Here is a 20884-nt window from a genome sequence, read left to right as displayed (position 1 = left end):
GCGGGCGCTTATTCGTCGAACTGCGTGGCCACACGCATCGCTTCGTCGATCGTCGTGCGGCCCTCGGTGGCCAGGCGCACCGCATCGCTGCGCAGTGACGCGCCAGCCATCTGCCGGCGCGCCGCGCGCGCGAAGTCGGCCGGGCTGCCGTGGTTCATCGTCTCGACCAGCTCCTGCGTCATCTCGACGAATTCGTAGACGCCCGAGCGCCCGCTGTAGCCGGTGTCGTTGCACACCGGGCAGCCGCGGCCGTGGCGGAAGCGGTGGCGCCCGACCGAATCGCCCAGCTCCAGCGCCAGCCACTCGTGCTGGTGCGGGTCGGGCTCGACATCGGTCGCGCAGTGCGTGCAGATCAGTCGCACCAGGCGCTGCGCGAGCACGAGCTGCAGCGACATCGCGACCATGTAGCGCGGCACGCCCATGTCGATCAGCCGCAGCGGGGTCGACGGCGCGTCGTTGGTGTGCAGGGTCGAGAGCACCAGGTGGCCGGTCAACGCGGCGCGCAGGCCGATCTCGGCGGTGGTCTGGTCGCGCATCTCGCCGACCAGGATCACGTCCGGGTCCTGCCGCAGTGCGGCGCGCAGCACGCGGCCGAAGCCGAGCTCGATCTTGTCCATCACCTGCACCTGGTTGATGCCGGGCAGGCGGTACTCGACCGGATCTTCGACGGTGATGATCTTGCGGCCGGTGGTGTTCAGCGCGCTCAGGGCCGCGTACAGCGTGGTGGTCTTGCCCGAGCCGGTCGGGCCGGTCACCAGCACCATGCCGCTGGGCCGCGCGATCGCGCGCTGGAGCGCCTTGGCCACCGCCGGCGGCAGATCGAGCTTGTCCAGCGAGAGCAGGCCGCTTTCCTGCGTCAGCAGGCGCATCACGACCGACTCGCCGTGCTGCGTGGGCATGGTCGAGATGCGCACGTCGACGTTGTTGCCGGCGCGCAGCTTGACGTGGAAGCGCCCGTCCTGCGGCAGGCGCTTCTCGGAGATGTCCAGGCCCGACATCAGCTTCAGCCGCAGCGCGACGGCGCTGGCGATCTTCGCGTCGGCCTCGGTCTGCACATGCAGCACGCCGTCGATGCGAAAGCGGATGCGCAGTGCGCGCTCCTGCGGCTCGATGTGGATGTCCGAGGCACGCACGCGCAGGGCCTCCTCGAACACCGAATGCAGCAGGCGAACGACCGGTGCGTCTTCGGTGGTCGCGGTCGACAGGCCCAGCAGGTCGCCGAACTCCTGCGTCACGCTGGCCAGCTCGGTCTGCAGCGCCTGGGCGTGGCCGGCGATCTCTTCGGTGCTGTGGTAGCTGCGGTCCAGCGCCGCGAGCAGCTGGCTCTCGGCGGCCACGGCGAGCTCGATCTCGCGCTTGAGCAGGCGGTTCAGCTCGTCCCAGGCCGCGAGGTCGGTCGGGTCGGCCATCGCCACGCGCAGGCCGGCGGCGGTTTCTTCCAGCGGCAGCGCGCGCAGCCGGCGCGCCTGCACCTCGGGCAGCAGGCGCGCGATCTCGGGCCGGATCATGCGGCCGGCCAGCTCGACGAAGGGCGCGCGCAGCTGGTGCGCCACCGCCTTGGCGATCTGCGCCTCGGTGACGAAGCCCGAGTCGATGAAGATGCGGCCGAGCTTGCGGCCCGATTGCTTCTGCGCCGTCAGCGCCTGCTCGAGCTGGGCGGGCGAGATCAGCTGTTCCTGGATCAGCAGGTCGCCGAGGCGGATGCGTTCGGGGCGGGCCATGGTCGGTGATCCGTGGGGTCGTTGGCGTTCAGCGGCTGAGCGTGTTGTCGAGCTTGAGCCGGCTGTTCGGCAGCGCGACCTTCTCGCTGGGCGGGGCCGCCTCGGCACCGATCGACGCGGTGGCCGGCCAGTTCGCGCCGTCGCCCTGGATGACCGTCGGCTTGATCAGGATGACCAGCTCGCGCTTGGCGCTGGCGTCGCTGGTCTGGCGGAACAGGCCGCCGACGACCGGCGCTTCCTGCAGGCCCGGCACGCCGCTCTTGCTGTTGTTGCTCGACGTCACCATCAGGCCGCCGATGGCGACGATCTGGCCGTCGCCGATGCGCACGATGCTGTCGGTCTCGTTGACGGTGGAGGCGGCCAGCGGCAGGCGGAAGCTGCCGAGCGAGCCGAGGTCGATGTTCTTGGTCTTCTCGGCCACGTTGCTGATGGCCGGGTGCACGTGCAGGATCACGATGCCGTCTTCGTCTATCTGCGGCGTCACGTCGAGCACGATGCCGGAGAAGAAGGGCATCAGCGTCAGCGTCGGCGTCGAGACGGCGTTGTTGCCGCTGGTCGTGGTGGTGGTCGACAGGCCGGTGACGAACATCTCGTCGCTGCCGACCTTGAGCACGGCCTTCTGGTTGTTCAGCGTCGCCACGCGCGGGCTGGACAGAACCGAGACGTCGCCCTGCGTCTGCAGGAAGTTGATCAGCGCGGCGAAGTTGGGCGACTGCAGCGCCAGACCGTAGAAGCCGCGGCCGCTGGCGGTGGTGTTCAGGTTGCTGGCGGGGGTGCTGCTCACATCGCCCGAGCTCAGCGCGCCGGTGGTGCCCAGCGTCACGCCGGCGCCGACCACGCCGAACGAGCCGGCGAGCTTGTCGCCCAGCACGCGGCCGAAGCCGCCCCAGTTGATGCCGGCCTGCGCATCCTTCGACAGCGCGACCTCGACGATCTTGGCCTCCAGCATCACCTGGCGCTCGACCGAGAGCTGGATCGCGTTGAGGTAGCGCTCGACCTGCAGCAGCTCGCCGGGCGTGGCCTTCACGACGATCACACCGGCGGCCGGGTTCAGCACCACGCCGCGCCCGCCGGCCGAGCCGACCAGCGCGTTCAGCGAGGCCTGCACCTCGACCCAGAAATCGGCGTCGCTGGTGGTGCGCACGTGGGCGCTGTCGTCGGCGCGGTTGGCCTGGCCGGCGGGTGGCGGCGCGGCCGGCACGGTGGCGCTGCCGTTGTTGGGGCCGGTGCTGCCGGCGGACGCCATGGCGGCCGAGCCCGTGTTCACGCGCAGGTCCGAGGCGCCCTGGCGGCGGCCGGGCAGGTAGTTGACGCGGAACAGGCGCGCCTGCACCGTGTTCGGCAACACCAGCACCCGCGTACCGTTGACCTTGAAGTCGTAGCCGTAGAGGTCGCGCAGCGATTCCAGCGCCTCGAGCACGGTCACGTTCTTCAGCGTGACGGTGACGTTGCCCGAGACCTCGGGCGTGACCAGCATGCTGTAGGGCGTGCCGCTGCCGATCTGCATGAAGACCTGGGCCGCCGGTGCGTTGTTGACCGAGAGGTCGAAGCGGCCGGGGTCGGCGGCGTGGGCCAGCGTGGCCAGCAGGAGGCCGGCAGCCAGCAGCACCTGCCGCGCGAAGGTGGGGACGTTCTTCATTGGCGTTGTCCTTCGCGCCCGGTCAGGCGCTGGGCCGCCGCGGCCAGGGGCCGCGGTGAACCGCCGTCGAGCTTGACGATGGCGGTCGGGATGAGGTTCAGCCGCTCGCTGCGGCCCTTGGCGTCGCGCAGCGTGAGGCCTTCGGCGTCGATGGCGGCGATGCGCGAACCGCCGAGGGTGTCGCCGATGCTCACGATGCGGCCGTCGACCAGTGCGCTGGCCGAGCCGTCGGCGCCGGTCTGCACCGATTGCAGCCGCGGCGCGGTGGCGGGGGGCGCGGCGGAGGCGGTGCGCGCCGGCCGCGGGGCCGAGGCACCGGCGTCAGCGGCGGGCGCGCCGGCCGGGCGCGTCGGGTCGGCCCAGGCGGCGGCCGGCGGCTGCGCGGCCGCGTGGGCCGTGGCCAGCAGGGCGGTGAGACACAGGATCGGCAGCGTCTTCATCACAGCTCCAGCCACGCGCGATCGAGGCTCAGTGTGTAGACCGTGAAGCTCAGTTGCACAGTGGGGTGGTGTTCGACCTTCAGCTTCACGCCGCCCCACAGCAGCTTCGGCCCCGGCAGGGCCTCGAGCGCCGCGAGGTAGCCCATCAGGTCGGCATACGGGCCTTCGACGGTGATCTCGACGCCGTGGCGGTAAAGGGCCGAGCCGGCCGACGCCGCCGGGGCGCTGGCGGCTGGGGCGCTGGGGTTGGTCGCCACCGCGGTGTGGTTGCGCAGGTCCTGCGGCGCGAGCGTCTTCAGGCCGACGACGCGCACGCCGCCCTGGCGCGGCAGCATCTGCTCGAGCAGCGCGACCATCCGGTCCGGGCCGATCAGGCCGGCCTGGGCGTCGGCCAGGCCCTGGGCCGTCTCGGCGGTGCGCCGGCGCCACTGCTCGACCTCGGCGGCGAGCGCGCGGCGCTCGGCATCGCCCTGCACGCGGCGGTGTTCGGATTCGTCGGCCTGCGCCTGCTGCTCACGCTGCGCTGCGGCGAGCGATTGCGAGGCGGCCTGGAAGTGGCGGAACGACGGCGTCAGCCAGAAGCGGTCACCCGTCAGCAGCAACAGCGCCGCGGCCGCCAGCAGCAGCACCATGCGCTCGCGCTGCGGCCGTGCGTCGAAGCGGCGGGCGAGGGCCAGCCCGCGCTGGCGCCAATCGAACAGGCGGTCCTGGACATTCATCATCGGGCCCCGGCGGCCGGCGCGGCACTGTCGCCGGCCAGCGTGAAGTCGGTATGCCCTTCGGCCTGCGCGAGCTGCAGGCGGGCGAACTGGCGGCCCTTGAAGGCCGGCTCCTGGTTCAGGCGCTGCAGGTAGCCGGGCAGCAGCGCGGCATCGGTCATGCCGCCCTGGATCTCGATCGTGTTGCCGGCGGCGCCGTTGCCCGCGCCGACGCTGAAGCCGGTGATCCACACGGCCGGCTGGCTCTGGCGCGACAAGGCCATGAAGAAGGGTGTGTAGCCGGCGCTGGCGCGGGCCAGGTGCTCGTCGACCTGCGTGCGCACGCGGCGCTGGTCGGCATCGAGCGTCTGCAGGCGCTGGCGCTCGGCGGCCAGGCGCTGGATGGCGTCGGCCCCGCCGGGGTCGCGCGCCTCGAGCTCGGCGCGCTGGCGCGGCAGCTGCTGGGTGAGCGCGGTGGCTTGCGACTGGCGGCGGTCGGCCCAGGCATCGAGCCCGGCGGCGATCAGCCAGGCGGCGGCCAGGGCGCCGCTGGCGGCCCACAGGGCCTGCGCTGCTCGCCAGGGCGGCGCGGCCGGGCGCCGGGCCGGCGGGTCGAGGTTCAGATCAACCGGCGCTTCCGCATCGGGCGCGTCGGCCGGCCGGCGCAGCGCGGCGCCGATCGCGATCCAGTGGTCGGCCGGCTCGGCGCCGGCGGGCAGATCGAGCGCGCCGGCCACGTTGGCCAGCTTGACCGGCACGTAGACCAGCTCGCGGGCGAAATCGGCAAAAGCCTCGGCACCGGGGCCGGGCAGCAGGTCCAACCGCTCCAGGCCGACCTGGCTGAAGACGCGGTCGAAGCCGTCGAGCGTGCGCTGCAGCTCCAGGCCAGCGCGCTCCATCGCCTGCTGGCGGGCGTTGTCGTCGGCCTCGGCGAGCTGGGCCCGGCCGACCTCGATCTGGCGCGCCAGCAGCAGCGCCCCGTCGGTGGTGATCACGAGGGTCGCGTGGTTCTCGCCCAGGTGCAGCAGCGCGTGGCCACGGCCGGGGGTGGCCAACAGGCGGCTCAGGTTGCGCAGCGCGGTCTCGGCCACGTCGACCGCCTGCCAGCGCCAGCCGGCGTCCTCGCCGGCGCGGCGAAGCTGCTCGCGCACGGTGCCGGGGGCGGCCACGGCGATCAGCGTGCGCTGGTTGCGCGGGCCGGCTTGCGGCGGCATCGGCAGCAGGTCGATCGCGGCCGTGTCGACCGGAAATTCGAGCTGGTCCTTCAGGCGCCAGCGCAGGGCGTCGCGCCAGTCTTCGCGCGGCAGGTCGGGGGCTTCGGCCTGCAGCAGCTGGTACTGGCCGCGTTCGAGCAGGGCGACGGCCGACCATCCGCCGCGGGGTGCCGCGCGGCGAGCCCGGTGCAGCGAGGCGGCGGCCGAGGCACGCAGCGGCTCGCTGTGCAGCCAGCGCACGGCCGGGCGCTCGCCGGGTTCGACCAGCGCCAAGCGCAGCCCGCCGGCCTGCGAGGCACAGGCCAGCCAGCCGGTGGCGGAACGAGGTCGTGGCAGCACGGTGAGGCGGGCGTTTGGAGTGATGTTCCTCGCCGATGTTGGCTCGCGGCGGCTCCAGGCGGTCGCTGGAAAAACGCCGTGATTCGGCGGCAGTCAGCACCACCGGCGTGCATGCCCGGGGCGGCATTTGCACCGGCCGCGCGCACCGGGAGCGGCGAGACGACAATGGAGGGCCCGCCCGGACGCAGCTCTTGTGAGTGCTCACCCATCACTTTGAAAGCCAGTCGCAAGTCCTTATTTTTCAAGGATTTTCGATTGTTGCTTCTTCCGCTCTCGCTTGTAAGTGCCTGATTTCATTGAATTTTTCTTTCGGTTTCGTTGACCCGTGCCTGTGCGGTGAGATAAAGTGGGGAAAAGTGGAATTTAGTGGTTGATAGTGGGGCCGGGGGCTGCGTGTCTGAGTTCGTGTTTCAAGGTGAGTCCGCGCTGACGCTGGACGGCAAAGGCCGGGTGACCGTGCCTGCCCGTTTCCGCGACGCGCTGGCCGCCTTGTGCCAGGGCCAGATGACGCTGACCAAGAGCCCGTCGCGCTGTCTGCTGCTGTTCCCGCGGCCGGCCTGGATCGAATTCCGCTCCAAGCTGCTGGCCCTGCCGATGGACGCCGACAACTTCCGCCGCCTCTACCTCGGCAGCGCGATCGATGTCGACATCGACGCCGGCTCGCGCGTGCTGCTGTCGCCCGAACTGCGCGGCTGGGCCAAGCTCGACAAGGAGCTGATGCTGGTCGGCATGGGTGGCCGGATGGAGATCTGGGACCGCGAGCGCTACCAGGCCAACGAGGAAGCCACGCTCGCCCAGCCGATGCCCGACGCGTTGCGCAACCTGGTCATCTAGAGGCGGCCATGGCTTTCGCGCACACCACGGTCTTGTTGAACGAGGCCATCGACGCTTTGGTTTCGAAGCCGGACGGCATCTACGTCGACGGCACCTTCGGGCGTGGCGGGCACTCGCGCCTGCTGCTCGCCCGCCTGGCGCCCGGGGGGCGGCTGTTCGCGTTCGACAAGGACCCGGAGGCCATTGCTGCCGCCGCCGCCGGCGAAGGCGCGATCACCGACCCGCGCTTCACGATCTGCCACGCCAGCTTCGCGGCGATGCGCGACGAGCTGGCTTCTCGCGGCGTCGAGCGTGTCGACGGCGTGCTGCTCGACCTGGGCATCAGCTCGCCGCAGATCGACGACCCGGCGCGCGGCTTCAGCTTCCGTTTCGACGGCCCGCTGGACATGCGGATGGACCCGACCCGCGGCGAGAGCGCCGCGGACTTTCTGGCGCGCGCCGATGAGCGCCTCATTGCACAGGTGGTACGCGACTATGGGGAAGAACGGTTTGCTGCACCGATTTCAAAGGCGATTGTTGCTCGCCGCGAGAGCGGGAACCCGGTTCGAACCACAGCCGAGCTGGCCCAGCTCGTGGCTCGCTCGGTCAAGTCCCGCGAGCCGGGCCAGGATCCTGCAACGCGCACATTTCAAGCTCTACGGATTTTCGTCAACGCTGAACTCGAGGAGCTCGAGCAAGGGCTGAAGGCGGCGATCGAATTGCTCGCGCCCGGCGGCCGGCTGGTGGTGATCAGCTTCCACTCGCTCGAAGACCGCATCGTGAAGACCTTCATCGCGCACGAAAGCCGCGAGGAGATCGACCGCCGTGCGCCGTTCGCACCGCCCCGACGCGTGCTGCGCCTGAAGCCGCTGGCGCGCATCAAGCCGAGCCAGGGCGAGATCAGCGCCAACCCGCGCTCGCGCTCGGCGGTGCTGCGCGTGGCCGAGCGGCTGGGGGGAACAGAATGACGCGCTTGTCGGTGCTCCTGCTGGTGGCGCTGGTGGCCAGCGGGCTCTTCCTCGTCAAGACCAGCTACGAGTCACGCCGCCTGTTCGCCGAGATCGAGCGCGCCAAGGCCGAGGAGGCGCAGCTCGCCGCCGATGCCAAGCGCCTGGACGCCGAGCGCCGCACCGAGGCCACGCACCTGAAGGTCGAGCGCACCGCGCGCGAGAAGCTCGCCATGCGGCTGGCCACGCCGGACGTGACCGTTTACGTGCAGGACACGCGGGCCTCCGAGGGGGTGCGGCCATGAGAGCGCCTTCGTCGAACTCGGTGCGCGGCGTCAACTACTCGACCAGCCCGCTGCTGGCGTCGAAGACACCGCCGTGGCGCAGCCGCTTCCTCGTGATGCTGGTCGGCCTGGGCTTTCTCGCGCTGGCCGGCCGGGCGCTGTATGTGCAGGTGCTCGAATCCGACTTCTTCCAGAAGAAGGGCGAGGAGCGCTACGCCTCGACGGTGCAGCTGCCCGCGAGCCGCGGCCGCATCCTCGACCGCAACGGCCAGATCCTCGCGATCAGCGTCAACGCGCCGACGATCTCGGTCAACCCGCAGCAGTTCAAGGCCAGCGGCGAGCAGAAGCGCGCGCTGGTCTCGCTGCTGCGCATGCCGCTGAAGGAATTCGACGCCAAGATCGCCGACGGCGGCGCCTACGTCGTGCTGCGCCGCCAGATCGATGACGGCATCGCGCAGCAGATCAAGGCGCTGAAGGTCAAGGGCCTGACGATCGAGCCGGGCTACATCCGCCGCTACCCCGAGAACGAAGCCGCGGCCCACGTCGTCGGCTTCACCGACATCGAGGACAAGGGCCAGGAAGGCATCGAGCTGACCTTCCAGCGCCAGTTGCAGGGCCACGGGGGCTCGCGCGGCGTCGTGAAGGACCGGCTCGGCCGCATCGTCGAAGAGCTCGGCGAGCCGGTCGATCCGCGCGACGGCCGCGACGTCCAGCTGACGGTCGACTCGCAGGTGCAGGCGCTGGCCTACCAGCGCATCCGCGATGCCGTGCAGCAGCACCATGCCAAGGCCGGCAGCGTGGTCGTGCTCGACGCCCAGAGCGGCGACATCCTCGCGCTGGCCAACTACCCGAGTTACCTGCCCGGCGAGCGCCGCAACCTGACCGGCGCGCAGCTGCGCAACCGGGCCGTGACCGACGTCTTCGAGCCCGGCTCGACGGTCAAGCCGTTCATCGTCTCGATGGCGCTGGAAAAGGGCTTCGTCAGGCCCGACACCGTGCTCGACACCCACCCGTTCAAGGTCGGCCCGCTGCTGGTCAACGACGGCAGCCACGGCCGCGACGCGATGACCGTGGCCCAGGTGATCCAGAAGTCCAGCAACGTCGGCACGGTGAAGATGTCGCAGCGGCTGGACAACAAGGAGATGGGCGAGATGCTGGCCCAGCTCGGCTTCGGCACCAAGCCGCAGATCGGCTTCCCCGGCGCGGCCACCGGCAAGCTGCGGCCGTGGAAGACCTGGAAGCCGGTCGAGAAGGCGACGATGAGCTACGGCTATGGCCTGTCGGCCTCGCTGCTGCAGATTGCGCGTGCCTACACCGCGATCGCGCGCGACGGCGAGCTCGCCCCGCTGACGCTGATCAAGGGCGAGGAAGCCCTGCCCAGCGTGCGCATCTTCGAGCCCGAGACCGCGCGCACGATGCGGCAGCTGCTGCGCGGCACCGTCAGCACCGACGGCACCGCGCCGCTGGCGCAGCCGATCGGCTACTCGGCCGGTGGCAAGACCGGCACCGCCGAGAAGCAGGAAGGCCGCGGCTACAACAGCGACAAGCACCGTGCGTGGTTCAGCGGCATCGCGCCGATCGACCACCCGCGCGTGGTCGTGGCGGTGATGATCGACGAGCCGACCGGCGTCTACTTCGGCGGCCTGGTCGCCGCGCCGGTGTTCAAGCAAGTGGTCGAGCAGGCCCTGCGCACGCTCGGCGTGCCGCCGGACCTCGACATGCCGGCGCCGCTCGTCACCACGCAGGCGACGAATCCGAAGGCCGGGGCTCGGGCCGTGGCCGTGGCCCAGGCCAACGACGACAAGGTGGCCCACTGACATGCCATTGACCCATCTGAAAAGCCCCGACGCCGCCGCCCGCTGGCTCAGCTCCTGGGTCACCGGCGCGCTGCGCACCGACAGCCGGCAAGTCCAGCCAGGCGATGCCTTCATCGCCTGGCCGGGCTACGCCAACGACGGCCGCCAGTACGTGAAGCAGGCGCTCGAGCGCGGCGCCGCGACCTGCCTGGTCGAGCGCGAGGGCGTCGAAGCCTTCGGCTTCGAAGACGCGCGTGTGGCCACGCTGCCGCAGCTCAAGGCCGCGACCGGCCTGATCGCCAGCGCCTACTACCGCCAGCCCAGCGGCGCGCTGCGGGTCATTGCCACCACCGGCACGAACGGCAAGACCTCGACCGCCTGGTGGACCGCGCAGTGCCTGACCCAGCTCGGCACCCGCTGCGGCGTGGTCGGCACACTGGGGATTGGTGAACCGCCGGTGCCCCGCGAGGGCGAGCCGCCGCACCCGGACGGCGGCCGCGCGCGCATCGAATTCACCGGCCTCACCACGCCCGACCCGGTGCTGCTGCAGCAGGGCTTTCGCCGCATGGCCGACGAGGGGTTCGGCGCCTGCGCGATCGAGGCCTCGTCGATCGGCATCGTCGAGCACCGGCTGGCCGGCACGGCGATCGAGGTCGTGCTGTTCACCAACTTCACGCGCGACCATCTCGATTACCACGGCGACATGGAGGCCTACTGGGCCGCCAAGCGCGAGCTGTTCGGCTGGCCGGGCCTGCGCGCCGCGGTGATCAACGTCGACGACGCACAGGGCGCGAAGCTCGTCGGCGAGCTGGCCGGCAAGGGGCTGGACCTGTGGACCATCTCGACCCAAGGCGCGGCCCGCCTGCGCGCGGCCGACATCGCCTACCGCGACGGCGGCCTGGCCTTCGACGTGATCGAGGGCACGCAGCGCGCGGCGGTGGCCAGCGGCCTGATCGGCGACTACAACGTCAACAACCTGCTCGTCGTCATCGGCGGCCTGCGCGCGCTGGGCGTGCCGCTGCCGATGGCGGCCAGCGTGGCCGAGAAGGTCACGCCGGTGCCGGGCCGCATGCAGCGGGTGCTCGCCGACATGCCGGCGCCCGAGCTGGTGGTCGACTACGCCCACACGCCCGATGCGCTGGAAAAGGTGCTGCTGGCGCTGCGCCCGCTGGCCGAGGCACGCGGCGGCGCATTGTGGTGCGTGTTCGGCTGCGGTGGCAACCGCGATGCGAGCAAGCGCCCGCTGATGGGCGAGATCGCTGCCCACCTGGCCGATCGCATCGTCGTCACCAGCGACAACCCGCGCCGCGAGCCGGCGCAGGCCATCCTCGACCAGATCGTCGCCGGCATCCCGCATGCCGCGGCCATGATGAAGACCCAGGTCGAGGCCGACCGCCGCGTCGCGATCCTCGAGGCGGTGGCCGCCGCCAGCGAGAAGGACGTGGTGCTGATCGCCGGCAAGGGCCATGAGGACTACCAGGAGATCGACGGCGTCAAGCACCCGTTCTCCGACGCGGCCGAAGCAGCGGCGGCGCTGAAGGCGAGGCTGAAGGCATGACCGCCACCATGATGACGCTGGGCCAGGCGCGCACGCTGCTGCCGGGCTCGACCGTGGTCGGCGATCCCGGCACAGCCTTTTCGCGCGTGCACACCGACACCCGCACGCTGCAGGCGGGTGACCTGTTCGTCGCGCTCAAGGGCGACCGCTTCGATGCGCACGACTTCCTCGACGCGGCACGCGTGTCCGGCGCGGTGGCCTCGCTCGCGTCGCGTGGCATCGCCGAAGCGGGCCTGGCCGGCCTGCAGGTGGCCGACCCTCTGGCCGCGCTGCAGGCGCTGGCCACCGCCTGGCGTGCACGCCACCCGCTGCCGCTGATCGCAGTGACCGGCAGCAACGGCAAGACCACGGTCACGCAGATGCTCGCCAGCATCCTGCGCGCCGCGCACGGCGATGCCGCGCTGGCCACGCAAGGCAACCTGAACAACCACATCGGCGTGCCGCTGACGGTGCTGCGCCTGCGCACGGCGCACCGCGCGGCGGTCGTCGAGCTGGGCATGAACCACCCCGGCGAGATCGCCGAGCTGGCGGCGATCGCGCAGCCCACGGTGGCGCTGGTCAACAACGCGCAGCGCGAGCACCAGGAGTTCATGCACAGTGTCGAGGCGGTCGCGCGCGAGAACGGCAGCGTGATCGCGGCGCTGCCGGCCGATCAGGCGGTCGGCGGCACGGCGGTGTTCCCGGCCGACGACGCCTACACGCCGCTGTGGCGCGAGCTCGCGGCGGGCCGCCTCGTGATGACCTTCGGTGTCGACACGGCTGCCGACGTGAAGGCGACGGCGCGTTGGCTGCTCGACCACTGGCAGGTGACCCTGTCCACGCCGGTGGGCCAGGCCGACGTCGTGCTGCACATCGCCGGCCGCCACAACGTGAAGAACGCCGCCGCCGCGGCTGCCGCGGCGCTGGCCGCTGGCGTGGCGCTGGAAGCCGTGGTGCAAGGGCTGGCCGCGTTCACGCCGGTCAAGGGCCGCTCGCAGGTCAAGCCGCTGCTGGTGCGCGGCCAGCCGCGCACGCTGATCGACGACAGCTACAACGCCAACCCCGATTCGGTGAGCGCGGCGATCGACGTGCTGGCCGAGCTGCCGCGCCCGCGCTGGCTGGTGATGGGCGACATGGGCGAGGTCGGCGACCAGGGCCCGGCTTTCCACGCCGAAGTCGGCCGCCATGCGCAGGCGCAGGGCATCGAGACCGTGTGGTGCGTCGGCGAGTTGATGCGCCATGCCGTGGCCGACACCGGCGCGCGTCACTTCGCGAGCGTCGACGAGCTGCTCGCCGCGTTGCCCGACGAGGCGCCGCCGTTCGCGTCGGTGCTGGTCAAGGGCTCGCGGTTCATGCGGATGGAGCGCGTGGTCGACGCGTTGCAGGGAGGGCTGCCGCATGCTGCTTAGCCTGGCGCAGTGGTTGCAGTCGCTCTACCCTGAGCAGTTCGGCTTCCTGCGCGTCTTCCAGTACCTGACCTTCCGCGCCGTGCTGGCGGCGATGACCGCGCTGCTGATCGGCCTGGTTTTCGGGCCCTGGGTGATCCGCCGCCTGACCGAGCTGAAGATCGGCCAGCCGATCCGCTCCTACGGGGTCGAGGCCCACATGGTCAAGGCCGGCACGCCGACGATGGGCGGCGCGCTGATCCTCATCGGCATCGGCATGGCGACCGTGCTGTGGAGCGATTGGAGCAACCGCTTCGTCTGGATCACGATGCTGGTCACCTTCGGCTTCGGCGCGATCGGCTGGGTCGACGACTGGCGCAAGGTCGTGCTGAAGGACCCGGAGGGCATGCCCTCGCGCGAGAAATTCTTCTGGCAGTCGGTGATCGGCCTGGTCGCCGCGCTGTACCTCGCCTTCAGCGTGTCCGAGACCTCCAACATCCGCGTGCTGGAGCTGTTCCTGCGCTGGGTGCAGAGCGGCCTGTCGAACGACCTGCCGCCCAAGGCCGACCTGATGGTGCCGTTCTTCAAGACCATCAGCTACCCGCTCGGCGTGTTCGGCTTCATCGGGCTGACCTACTTCGTGATCGTCGGCGCGAGCAACGCGGTGAACCTGACCGACGGGCTGGACGGGCTGGCGATCATGCCGGTGGTGCTGGTCGCCTCGGCGCTGGGCATCTTCGCCTACGTCACCGGCAACTCGGTCTACTCGCGCTACCTGCTGTTCCCGTACATCCCGGGTGCCGGCGAGCTGATGATCTTCTGCGCGGCCATCGCCGGCGCGGGCCTGGCCTTCCTGTGGTTCAACGCCTATCCGGCGCAGGTCTTCATGGGCGATGTCGGCGCGCTGGCGCTGGGCGGCGCGCTCGGCACGATCGCGGTCATCACCCGGCAGGAGATCCTGCTCGGGATCATGGGCGGCGTCTTCGTCGTCGAGGCGCTGTCGGTGATGGTGCAGGTGGCCTGGTTCAAGTACACGAAGAAGAAGTACGGCGAGGGCCGGCGCATCTTCCTGATGGCGCCGCTGCACCACCACTTCGAGAAGACGGGCTGGAACGAGACGCAGGTCGTGATCCGCTTCTGGATCATCACGATGCTGCTGTGCCTCATCGGCCTGGCCAGCCTGAAGCTGCGGTGAGCGGGACGGAACGATGAAGCATCTCAGTGACCTTTCCGTCCTGATTCTCGGCCTCGGTGACTCGGGCTTGGCGATGGCGCGCTGGTGCGCGCGCCACGGCGCCCGGGTGCGGGTGTGGGACTCGCGCGAGACCCCACCGCAGGCGGCCGCGCTCGCGCTCGCGGTGCCCGAGGCCACGTTGATGACGGGCGCGCTGCCGGCCGACCGGCTCGAAGGCACGGGCGATCTGGCCGGCGTGAAGCTGATCCTGAAGAGCCCCGGCCTCGCGCCGGCCGACGAGCGCATCGCGCCGCTGCTGGCCGCCGCACGCACCCGCGGCCTTGCCGTGCAGGGCGAGCTCGACCTGTTCGCGCACGCGCTGGCCGACCTGAAGGCCGAGCGCGGCTACGCGCCCAAGGTGCTGGCGATCACCGGCACCAACGGCAAGACGACCACAACCTCGCTGACGGCGATGCTGGTCGAGCGCACCGGCGCCCGCGTCGCGACGGCCGGCAACATTGGCCCGACGATGCTCGACACGCTGGCCGCGGCGCTGGACCTCGAGCCCGCGCCCGCCGCCGCGCCCCCAGCACCTGCCGCCGGCATGGTGGATGCCGAACGCACCATGCCGCTGCCGCACCTCGCCGTGGCGGACGACCGCGACGGGCCGGTGACGCTGCCCGGGGCCTTCGTCGACGCCCGCCCGCTGGCCGACCGCACCGTGCCGATGCCGCTCGACGCCACCGGCCATTCGCCGGATTCGGTCGACGTGCCGGTCGACGTGACCGGCGTGGCCGACAAGGTCGATGTGGCAATCGACGTGAGCGGCGCCGGCGACCGGGTCGACGTGGCCGTGGACGTGACCGGTGCCGGTGACCGGGTGGACCTGAATGTCGAGCTGGACCTGGCCAGCGCGTCGATCGAATTGCCGCTCGACGCCAAGGTGCCGGATGGCGACGAGGCGCCGTTGCAGCTCGCGCCGCCGCCGCCGGCCGCACCGGTGTTCGAGCATCTGCCCGAGGTCTGGGTGCTGGAGCTGTCGAGCTTCCAGCTCGACGGCGTGCAGGGCTTCGAACCCAGCGCCGCCACGGTGCTGAACGTCACGCAGGACCACCTCGACTGGCACGGCGACATGGCGGCCTACGCCGCGGCCAAGGCGCGCATCTTCGGCCGGACCGCGCTGATGGTGATCAATCGCGACGATGCGCTGGTCGAGGCGATGGTGCCCGCGCCGGTCATGGTCAAGGGCGCGCGCGGCAAGGCCGCCAAGGCGGTGACCCGCCCGGTGCTGCGCTTCGGCCTCGACGCGCCGCAGCGCCCGGGCGATTTCGGCCTCGTCACCGAAGGCGGCATGGCTTGGCTGGTGCGCGCCTTGCCCGCTGACGAAACCGTCAAGCGCAAACCAAGGCCCCCAGGCCGCCGCGCTGCGGCGTCCGCCCCCCAAGGGGGTGTCGAAGACTTGGGGCGGCCCGGCGTCTTCGAGGACGAAGACGAGGAGATCCACTTGCAACGGCTGATGCCGGCCGATGCGCTGCGCATCCGCGGCCGTCACAACGCCGCCAATGCGCTGGCCGCGCTGGCGCTGGCCACGGCCATCGGCTGCCCGCTGGCGCCGATGCTGCACGGCCTGCGCGAATACCACGGTGAGCCGCACCGCGTGGAATCGATCGGCATCGTCGGCGGCATCGAGGCCGTCGACGACAGCAAGGGCACCAACGTCGGGGCGACGGTCGCCGCGCTGAACGGCCTGGGCGCCGACCGCCTGTCGTCCAAGCTGGTCGTGGTCCTGGGCGGCGACGGCAAGGGCCAGGATTTCGCGCCGCTCGCCGCGCCGGTGGCCCGCCATGCGCGCGCGGTCGCGACGATCGGCAAGGATGCGCAGGGCATCGAGGCCGCGCTGGCCGCGACCGGCGTGCCGCTGCAGCGCCACGCCACGCTCGAGGACGCCGTGCGCTGGTGCTTCGCGCAGGCGCAGTCGGGTGACGCGGTGCTGCTGAGCCCCGCCTGCGCGAGCCTGGACATGTTCCGCAACTACGCCCACCGCGCCGAGGTGTTCGCGGCGACGGTGCGGGACATCGCCTCGGAACGCGGGGAGGTCCTCGAGTGACGCGTGGGGCCGCGGCCATCGCACCGCGCGCTTCCTGGCGCGAGCGCCTGGCCGCGCTCGTCGCCTGGTGGCCGCGCGCGCGCCGCAGCGCCGAGGCCCTGCCGATCCGCGACTGGGTCTCGGTGGGCAGCGGCAAGCCGAGCGCCGTCTCGGGCTTCGACCAGCCGCTGGCCTGGGTCGTCGGCGCGCTGCTCGCACTGGGCCTGGTGATGGTGTATTCGGCCTCGGTCGCGATGCACGACAACCCCAAGTTCTCGAACTACGCCCCCACCTACTTCCTGAGCCGGCAGGCGCTGTTCATCGCGCTCGGCTGTGTCGCGGCGCTGGTGACGCTGCAGGTCCCGATCGCCGTGTGGGAGAAGTGGGCGCCGTGGCTGTTCGCCGCCTCGCTGGCGGCGTTGATCGTCGTGCTGGTGCCCTTCATCGGCAAGGGCGTCAATGGCGCGCGCCGCTGGATCCCGCTGGGCATCATGAGCTTCCAGCCCAGTGAGCTGGCCAAGCTGTCGATCGCGATGTACGCGGCCAGCTACATGGTCCGCAAGATGGACGTGAAGGAGAACTTCGTCAAGGCGGTCTGGCCGATGGCCGTGGCGCTGGGCGTGATCGGCGTGCTGCTGCTGGCCGAGCCCGACATGGGCGCCTTCATGGTGATCGCTGCGGTGGCGCTGGGCATCCTGTTCCTCGGCGGCGTCAATGGCCGCATGTTCCTGCTCAGCGTGATGGTGCTGGTCGGTGCCTTCGTGCTGATGATCGCGTTCAGCGAATTCCGCCGCCAACGCATCTTTGCCTACCTCGATCCCTGGAACCCCGACTATGCGCAGGGCAAGGCCTACCAGCTGACCCACTCGCTGATCGCCTTCGGCCGCGGCGAGTGGTTCGGCCAGGGCCTGGGCCAGTCGATCGAGAAGCTGTCCTACCTGCCCGAGGCGCACACCGACTTCCTGCTCGCGGTGATCGGCGAGGAGCTCGGCTTCATCACCGTGCTGGTGGTGATCCTGGCGTTCTTCTGGCTCACGCGCCGCATCTTCGTCATCGGCCGCCAGGCCATCGCGCTCGACCGCGTCTTCGCCGGCCTGATGACCCAGGGCATCGGCATCTGGTTCGGCGGCCAGAGTTTCATCAACATGGGCGTGAACCTGGGCCTGCTGCCGACCAAGGGGCTGACGCTGCCGCTGCTGAGCTACGGCGGCTCGGGGGTGCTGATGAACCTCGTCGCGCTCGCGATCGTGTTGCGCGTGGACCAGGAAAACAGGCAGCTCATGCGAGGTGGCCGAGCATGACCCGTCACCTCGTCATCATGGCGGCCGGCACCGGCGGGCACGTGATCCCGGGCCTTGCCGTCGCCCGCGAGATGCAGTCTCGCGGCTGGGCCGTGAGCTGGCTGGGCACCGAAGGCGGCATGGAAAACAAGCTCGTGCCGCCCAGCGGCATCGAGATGGATCGTCTTTCGTTCAGCGGCCTGCGCGGCAAGAGCCTGTGGCAGACGATGACCGGCGGCCTGCGCATGCTCAAGGCCTTCTGGGATTCGGCCCGGATTCTTCGAGCGCGCTCGGCCGACGCGGTGCTCGGCATGGGCGGCTACGTCTGCTTCCCCGGCGGCATGATGGCCTCGCTGCTGGGCAAGCCGCTGATGCTGGTGAATGCCGATGCCGGACTGTTGCTGAGCAACAAGGCGCTGCTGCCGGTGGCCGACCGGGTGGCCTTCGGCTTCGATGGCCCGGCGGCGGCCAAGGTCCGGCAGGGGCTGGTCACCGGCAACCCGGTGCGGCGCGAGATCGAGAACATGGCACCGCCCGAGGTGCGCTTCGAAGGCCGCGAGGGCCCGTTGCGCATGCTGGTGGTGGGCGGCAGCCTGGGCGCCAAGGTGCTCAACGAGATGGTGCCGGCAGCGCTGTCGCAGATGCCGGCCGAGACCCGGCCGCTGGTGATGCACCAGACCGGCGCCGCCCACCTCGACGAAGTCCGCGCCCGTTATGCCACGCTGGGGGTGCAGGCCGAGATCGCGCCCTTCATCGACGACATGGCCAACTGGCTCGGCCACTGCGACCTGATCGTCTGCCGCGCCGGGGCGATCACCGTCAGCGAGCTGTGCGCGGCCGGTGTCGCGAGCATCCTCGTGCCGCTGGTCGTCAGCACCACCGCGCACCAGAAGGACAACGCGGCCTGGATGGCCGAGCGCGGCGCCGCCATCCACCTGCCGCAAGGCGAACTGACGCCGCAGCGCCTGGCCGAGACGCTGCAGCGACTGGACCGCGGGCAACTGCTGGCCATGGCCCAGAAGGCCAAGGTGCTGGCACGCCCGCACGCGGCCGCCAAAGTGGCCGACGAGATCGAAAGGATGGCGAAATGACGACCCCCAGGCTCGCAGCTTCGCTGCTTCACCACCCCCCGAGGGGGCTCGCTTTCTTGGGGCGGCCCGGCGAAAGCGTATGAAGCACGCCGTCAAGCACATCCACTTCGTCGGTGTCGGTGGCGCCGGCATGAGCGGCATCGCCGAGATCCTGCACAACCTGGGCTACGTGGTCTCGGGCTCGGACCAGTCCGACAGCGCGACCACGCGGCGCCTGGCCAGCCTGGGCATCCGCATCCACCTCGGCCACGAGGCCTCGTACATCGACGGCGCGCAGGCCGTAGTCACCTCGACCGCCGTGAAGGGCGACAACCCGGAGGTCATCGCCGCGCGCGCACACCGCGTGCCGGTGGTGCCGCGCGCGGTGATGCTGGCCGAGCTGATGCGCCTGAAGAAGGGCATCGCGATCGCCGGCACGCACGGCAAGACCACGACCACCTCGCTGGTCACCAGCGTGCTGGCCGAGGCCGGCGTCGATCCGACCTTCGTGATCGGCGGCAAGCTCAACTCGGCGGGCGCGAATTCGCGGCTGGGCTCGGGCGATTTCATCGTCGTCGAGGCCGACGAGTCGGATGCGTCCTTCCTGAACCTGATGCCGATCCTCAGCGTCGTGACCAACATCGACGCCGACCACATGGACACCTACGGCCACGACTTCGCGCGGCTCAAGGGCGCCTTCGTCGACTTCCTGCATCGCATGCCCTTCTACGGCTCGGCCATCGTCTGCGCCGACGACCCCGGCGTGAAGAGCATCGTGCCGATGGTCTCGCGCCCAGTGATCAGCTACGGCTTCGGCGAAGACGTGCAGGTGCGTGCCGTCGACGTGCAGGCGCTGCCCGGCGGCCAGATGCGCTTCACCTGCCGCCGCCGCAACGGCGTGCCGATGCCGGAGCTCGACATCACGCTGAACCTGCCGGGCGAGCACAACGTGCGCAACGCGCTGGCCGCGATCGCGGTGGCCACCGAGCTCGAGTTGCCCGATGCGCCCATCGTTTCGGCGCTGGCCAAGTTCAGCGGTGTCGGCCGGCGTTTCCAGCGCTACGGCGAGCTGGCCGCGAAAGAGGGAGGCCGCTTCACGCTGATCGACGACTACGGCCACCACCCGGTTGAGATGGCCGCGGTCATCGCCGCGGCGCGCGGCGCCTTCCCCGGCCGGCGCCTGGTGCTGGCCTTCCAGCCGCACCGCTACACCCGCACCCGCGACTGCTTCGAGGATTTCGTCAAGGTCATGGGCCAGGCCGACGCGGTGCTGCTGACCGAGGTCTACCCGGCCGGCGAATCGCCCATCGTCGCCGCCGACGGCCGCGCGCTGGTGCGCGCGCTGCGGGTGGCGGGCAAGGTCGATCCGGTCTTCGTCGACGACGTGGCCACGCTGCCGGCCGAGATCTGCGGCTTCGCCAAGGATGGCGATGTGGTGATCTCGATGGGGGCGGGCTCGATCGGGGCCGTGCCGCCCCAGGTGGCCGAGATGGCGGGGGGTGCCGCATGACGACAGCCATCGATGTGAAGGCGCTGGGCAAGGTCGCGGTGCTGATGGGGGGCGACTCGGCCGAGCGGCCGGTGTCGTTCATGTCGGGCAACGGGGTGCTGGCCGCGCTGCGCTCGCAGGGCGTGGACGCGCATGCCTTCGACCCGTCCGAGCGGTCGCTCGCCGAGCTGAAGACCGGCGGCTTCGCGCGCTGCTTCATCGCGCTGCACGGCCGCCATGGCGAGGACGGCACGGTGCAGGGCGCCCTCGAGCTGCTGGGCATTCCCTACACCGGCTCCGGCGTGATGGCCTCGGCGATCGCGATGGACAAGGTGATGACCAAGCGCATCTGGGCCTTCGCCGGCCTGCCGACGCCGCGCTGGAAGCTGCTCGGTGCCGGCGAGCATGGCCGCGAGATCGTGCGCTGCGTGCCCGACGAGCTCGGCCTGCCGCTGATCGTGAAGCCGGCGCGCGAGGGCTCGTCCTTCGGTGTCAGCAAGGTGGCCGGGTATTCCGGGATGATGGAAGCGGTGACCCACGCCGCACAATTCGATTCCGACGTGCTGTGTGAAGAATTCATCGACGGCGAAGAGGTCACCTGCCCCGTGCTGGGCGAGGGGGCTGCCGCCCTCGCGCTGCCGGTGATCCGCATCGTCGCGCCGGGCGGCAACTACGACTACGAGCACAAGTACGTCTCCAACGACACGCAGTACCTGGTGCCCAGCGGCCTGCCAGCGCACGAGGAGGCCGAGATCCAGCGCATCGTGGTCGAGGCCTACCGCCTGCTGGGCTGCCGTGGCTGGGGCCGCGCGGACCTGATGATCCGCGCGAGCGACCGCAAGCCCTTCCTGCTCGAGATGAACACCTCGCCGGGCATGACCAGCCACTCGCTGGTGCCCAAGTCGGCCGCGTCCACCGGCATGAGCTACGAGCAGCTGTGCCTGCACCTGCTGTCGCAAGCGGCGCTCGACA

At 70.8% G+C, this 20884-nt stretch carries 17 protein-coding genes; 12 read left to right on the top strand and 5 right to left on the bottom strand.

Annotated elements, in window-relative coordinates; all coding sequences use genetic code 11:
* Positions 1-8 precede the first annotated feature (8 nt).
* Genes VJ693_RS08505 through VJ693_RS08485 form a run of 5 tightly spaced genes read right to left on the bottom strand, consistent with a single transcriptional unit; the run spans position 9 to position 6051 of the window.
* Positions 9-1721 carry a GspE/PulE family protein gene (locus VJ693_RS08505; protein ID WP_324153254.1) on the bottom strand — a complete coding sequence of 571 codons (1713 nt, stop codon included), beginning with the start codon at positions 1719-1721 and terminating at the stop codon, positions 9-11.
* Positions 1722-1749: 28 nt separating this feature from the next.
* On the bottom strand, positions 1750-3360 hold the full coding sequence (gene mshL / locus VJ693_RS08500; RefSeq protein ID WP_324153252.1) for a pilus (MSHA type) biogenesis protein MshL: 1611 nt from the start codon (positions 3358-3360) through the stop codon (positions 1750-1752).
* Positions 3357-3800 (bottom strand): hypothetical protein, encoded by a 444-nt coding sequence (locus VJ693_RS08495; RefSeq protein ID WP_324153250.1) that lies wholly within the window; start codon positions 3798-3800, stop codon positions 3357-3359. The genes mshL and VJ693_RS08495 overlap by 4 nt, the downstream gene beginning before the upstream one ends.
* Positions 3800-4519, bottom strand: coding sequence for a hypothetical protein (locus tag VJ693_RS08490; RefSeq protein ID WP_324153248.1), 720 nt, complete (start codon positions 4517-4519; stop codon positions 3800-3802). The genes VJ693_RS08495 and VJ693_RS08490 overlap by 1 nt, the downstream gene beginning before the upstream one ends.
* Entirely contained in the window at positions 4519-6051 is a 1533-nt protein-coding gene (locus tag VJ693_RS08485; RefSeq protein ID WP_324153246.1) for a hypothetical protein, read from the bottom strand. Before VJ693_RS08485 ends, VJ693_RS08490 begins: the two co-directional genes overlap by 1 nt.
* Positions 6052-6456: 405 nt before the next feature.
* On the opposite strand from VJ693_RS08485, the gene mraZ reads away from it, so the two are divergent.
* The 12 genes from mraZ to VJ693_RS08425 all read left to right on the top strand — a co-directional run.
* Positions 6457-6885 carry a division/cell wall cluster transcriptional repressor MraZ gene (mraZ, locus tag VJ693_RS08480; RefSeq protein WP_324153266.1) on the top strand — a complete coding sequence of 143 codons (429 nt, stop codon included), beginning with the start codon at positions 6457-6459 and terminating at the stop codon, positions 6883-6885.
* 8 nt (positions 6886-6893) lie between these two features.
* Positions 6894-7832, top strand: a complete 939-nt coding sequence (gene rsmH, locus VJ693_RS08475) for a 16S rRNA (cytosine(1402)-N(4))-methyltransferase RsmH (protein WP_324153244.1) — start codon at positions 6894-6896, stop codon at positions 7830-7832.
* Complete coding sequence (ftsL, locus tag VJ693_RS08470; RefSeq protein WP_324153243.1) at positions 7829-8116, top strand: cell division protein FtsL; 288 nt, start codon at positions 7829-7831, stop codon at positions 8114-8116. Before rsmH ends, ftsL begins: the two co-directional genes overlap by 4 nt.
* A complete protein-coding gene (locus tag VJ693_RS08465; RefSeq protein ID WP_324153242.1) occupies positions 8113-9912 on the top strand; it encodes a penicillin-binding protein 2 in 1800 nt (599 codons plus the stop codon). Before ftsL ends, VJ693_RS08465 begins: the two co-directional genes overlap by 4 nt.
* A 1-nt stretch (position 9913) precedes the next feature.
* Positions 9914-11449 carry a UDP-N-acetylmuramoyl-L-alanyl-D-glutamate--2,6-diaminopimelate ligase gene (locus VJ693_RS08460; protein WP_324153240.1) on the top strand — a complete coding sequence of 512 codons (1536 nt, stop codon included), beginning with the start codon at positions 9914-9916 and terminating at the stop codon, positions 11447-11449.
* Positions 11446-12837: a UDP-N-acetylmuramoyl-tripeptide--D-alanyl-D-alanine ligase gene (locus VJ693_RS08455; RefSeq protein ID WP_324153238.1), complete on the top strand. Its 1392-nt coding sequence runs from the start codon at positions 11446-11448 to the stop codon at positions 12835-12837. The genes VJ693_RS08460 and VJ693_RS08455 overlap by 4 nt, the downstream gene beginning before the upstream one ends.
* Positions 12827-14008, top strand: coding sequence for a phospho-N-acetylmuramoyl-pentapeptide-transferase (gene mraY / locus VJ693_RS08450; protein WP_324153236.1), 1182 nt, complete (start codon positions 12827-12829; stop codon positions 14006-14008). Before VJ693_RS08455 ends, mraY begins: the two co-directional genes overlap by 11 nt.
* Positions 14009-14021: 13 nt before the next feature.
* Positions 14022-16094 (top strand): Mur ligase family protein, encoded by a 2073-nt coding sequence (locus VJ693_RS08445; protein ID WP_324153234.1) that lies wholly within the window; start codon positions 14022-14024, stop codon positions 16092-16094.
* Positions 16091-17374 carry a putative lipid II flippase FtsW gene (ftsW, locus tag VJ693_RS08440; RefSeq protein WP_324153232.1) on the top strand — a complete coding sequence of 428 codons (1284 nt, stop codon included), beginning with the start codon at positions 16091-16093 and terminating at the stop codon, positions 17372-17374. The genes VJ693_RS08445 and ftsW overlap by 4 nt, the downstream gene beginning before the upstream one ends.
* Positions 17371-18444 (top strand): undecaprenyldiphospho-muramoylpentapeptide beta-N-acetylglucosaminyltransferase, encoded by a 1074-nt coding sequence (gene murG, locus VJ693_RS08435; RefSeq protein WP_324153231.1) that lies wholly within the window; start codon positions 17371-17373, stop codon positions 18442-18444. Before ftsW ends, murG begins: the two co-directional genes overlap by 4 nt.
* Before the next feature lie 79 nt (positions 18445-18523).
* On the top strand, positions 18524-19933 hold the full coding sequence (gene murC / locus VJ693_RS08430; protein ID WP_324153230.1) for a UDP-N-acetylmuramate--L-alanine ligase: 1410 nt from the start codon (positions 18524-18526) through the stop codon (positions 19931-19933).
* Positions 19930-20884 (top strand): D-alanine--D-alanine ligase (locus tag VJ693_RS08425; protein WP_324153229.1); only part of this gene is annotated, 955 nt, incomplete at its 3' end. The genes murC and VJ693_RS08425, both read left to right, overlap by 4 nt.

The sequence above is a fragment of the Ideonella sp. genome, from assembly GCF_035254525.1.
Classification (GTDB): domain Bacteria; phylum Pseudomonadota; class Gammaproteobacteria; order Burkholderiales; family Burkholderiaceae_C; genus Ideonella.
The sequence above is the reverse complement of the archived record's forward strand: the minus strand, read 5'-3'. Positions and strand labels throughout refer to the sequence as shown.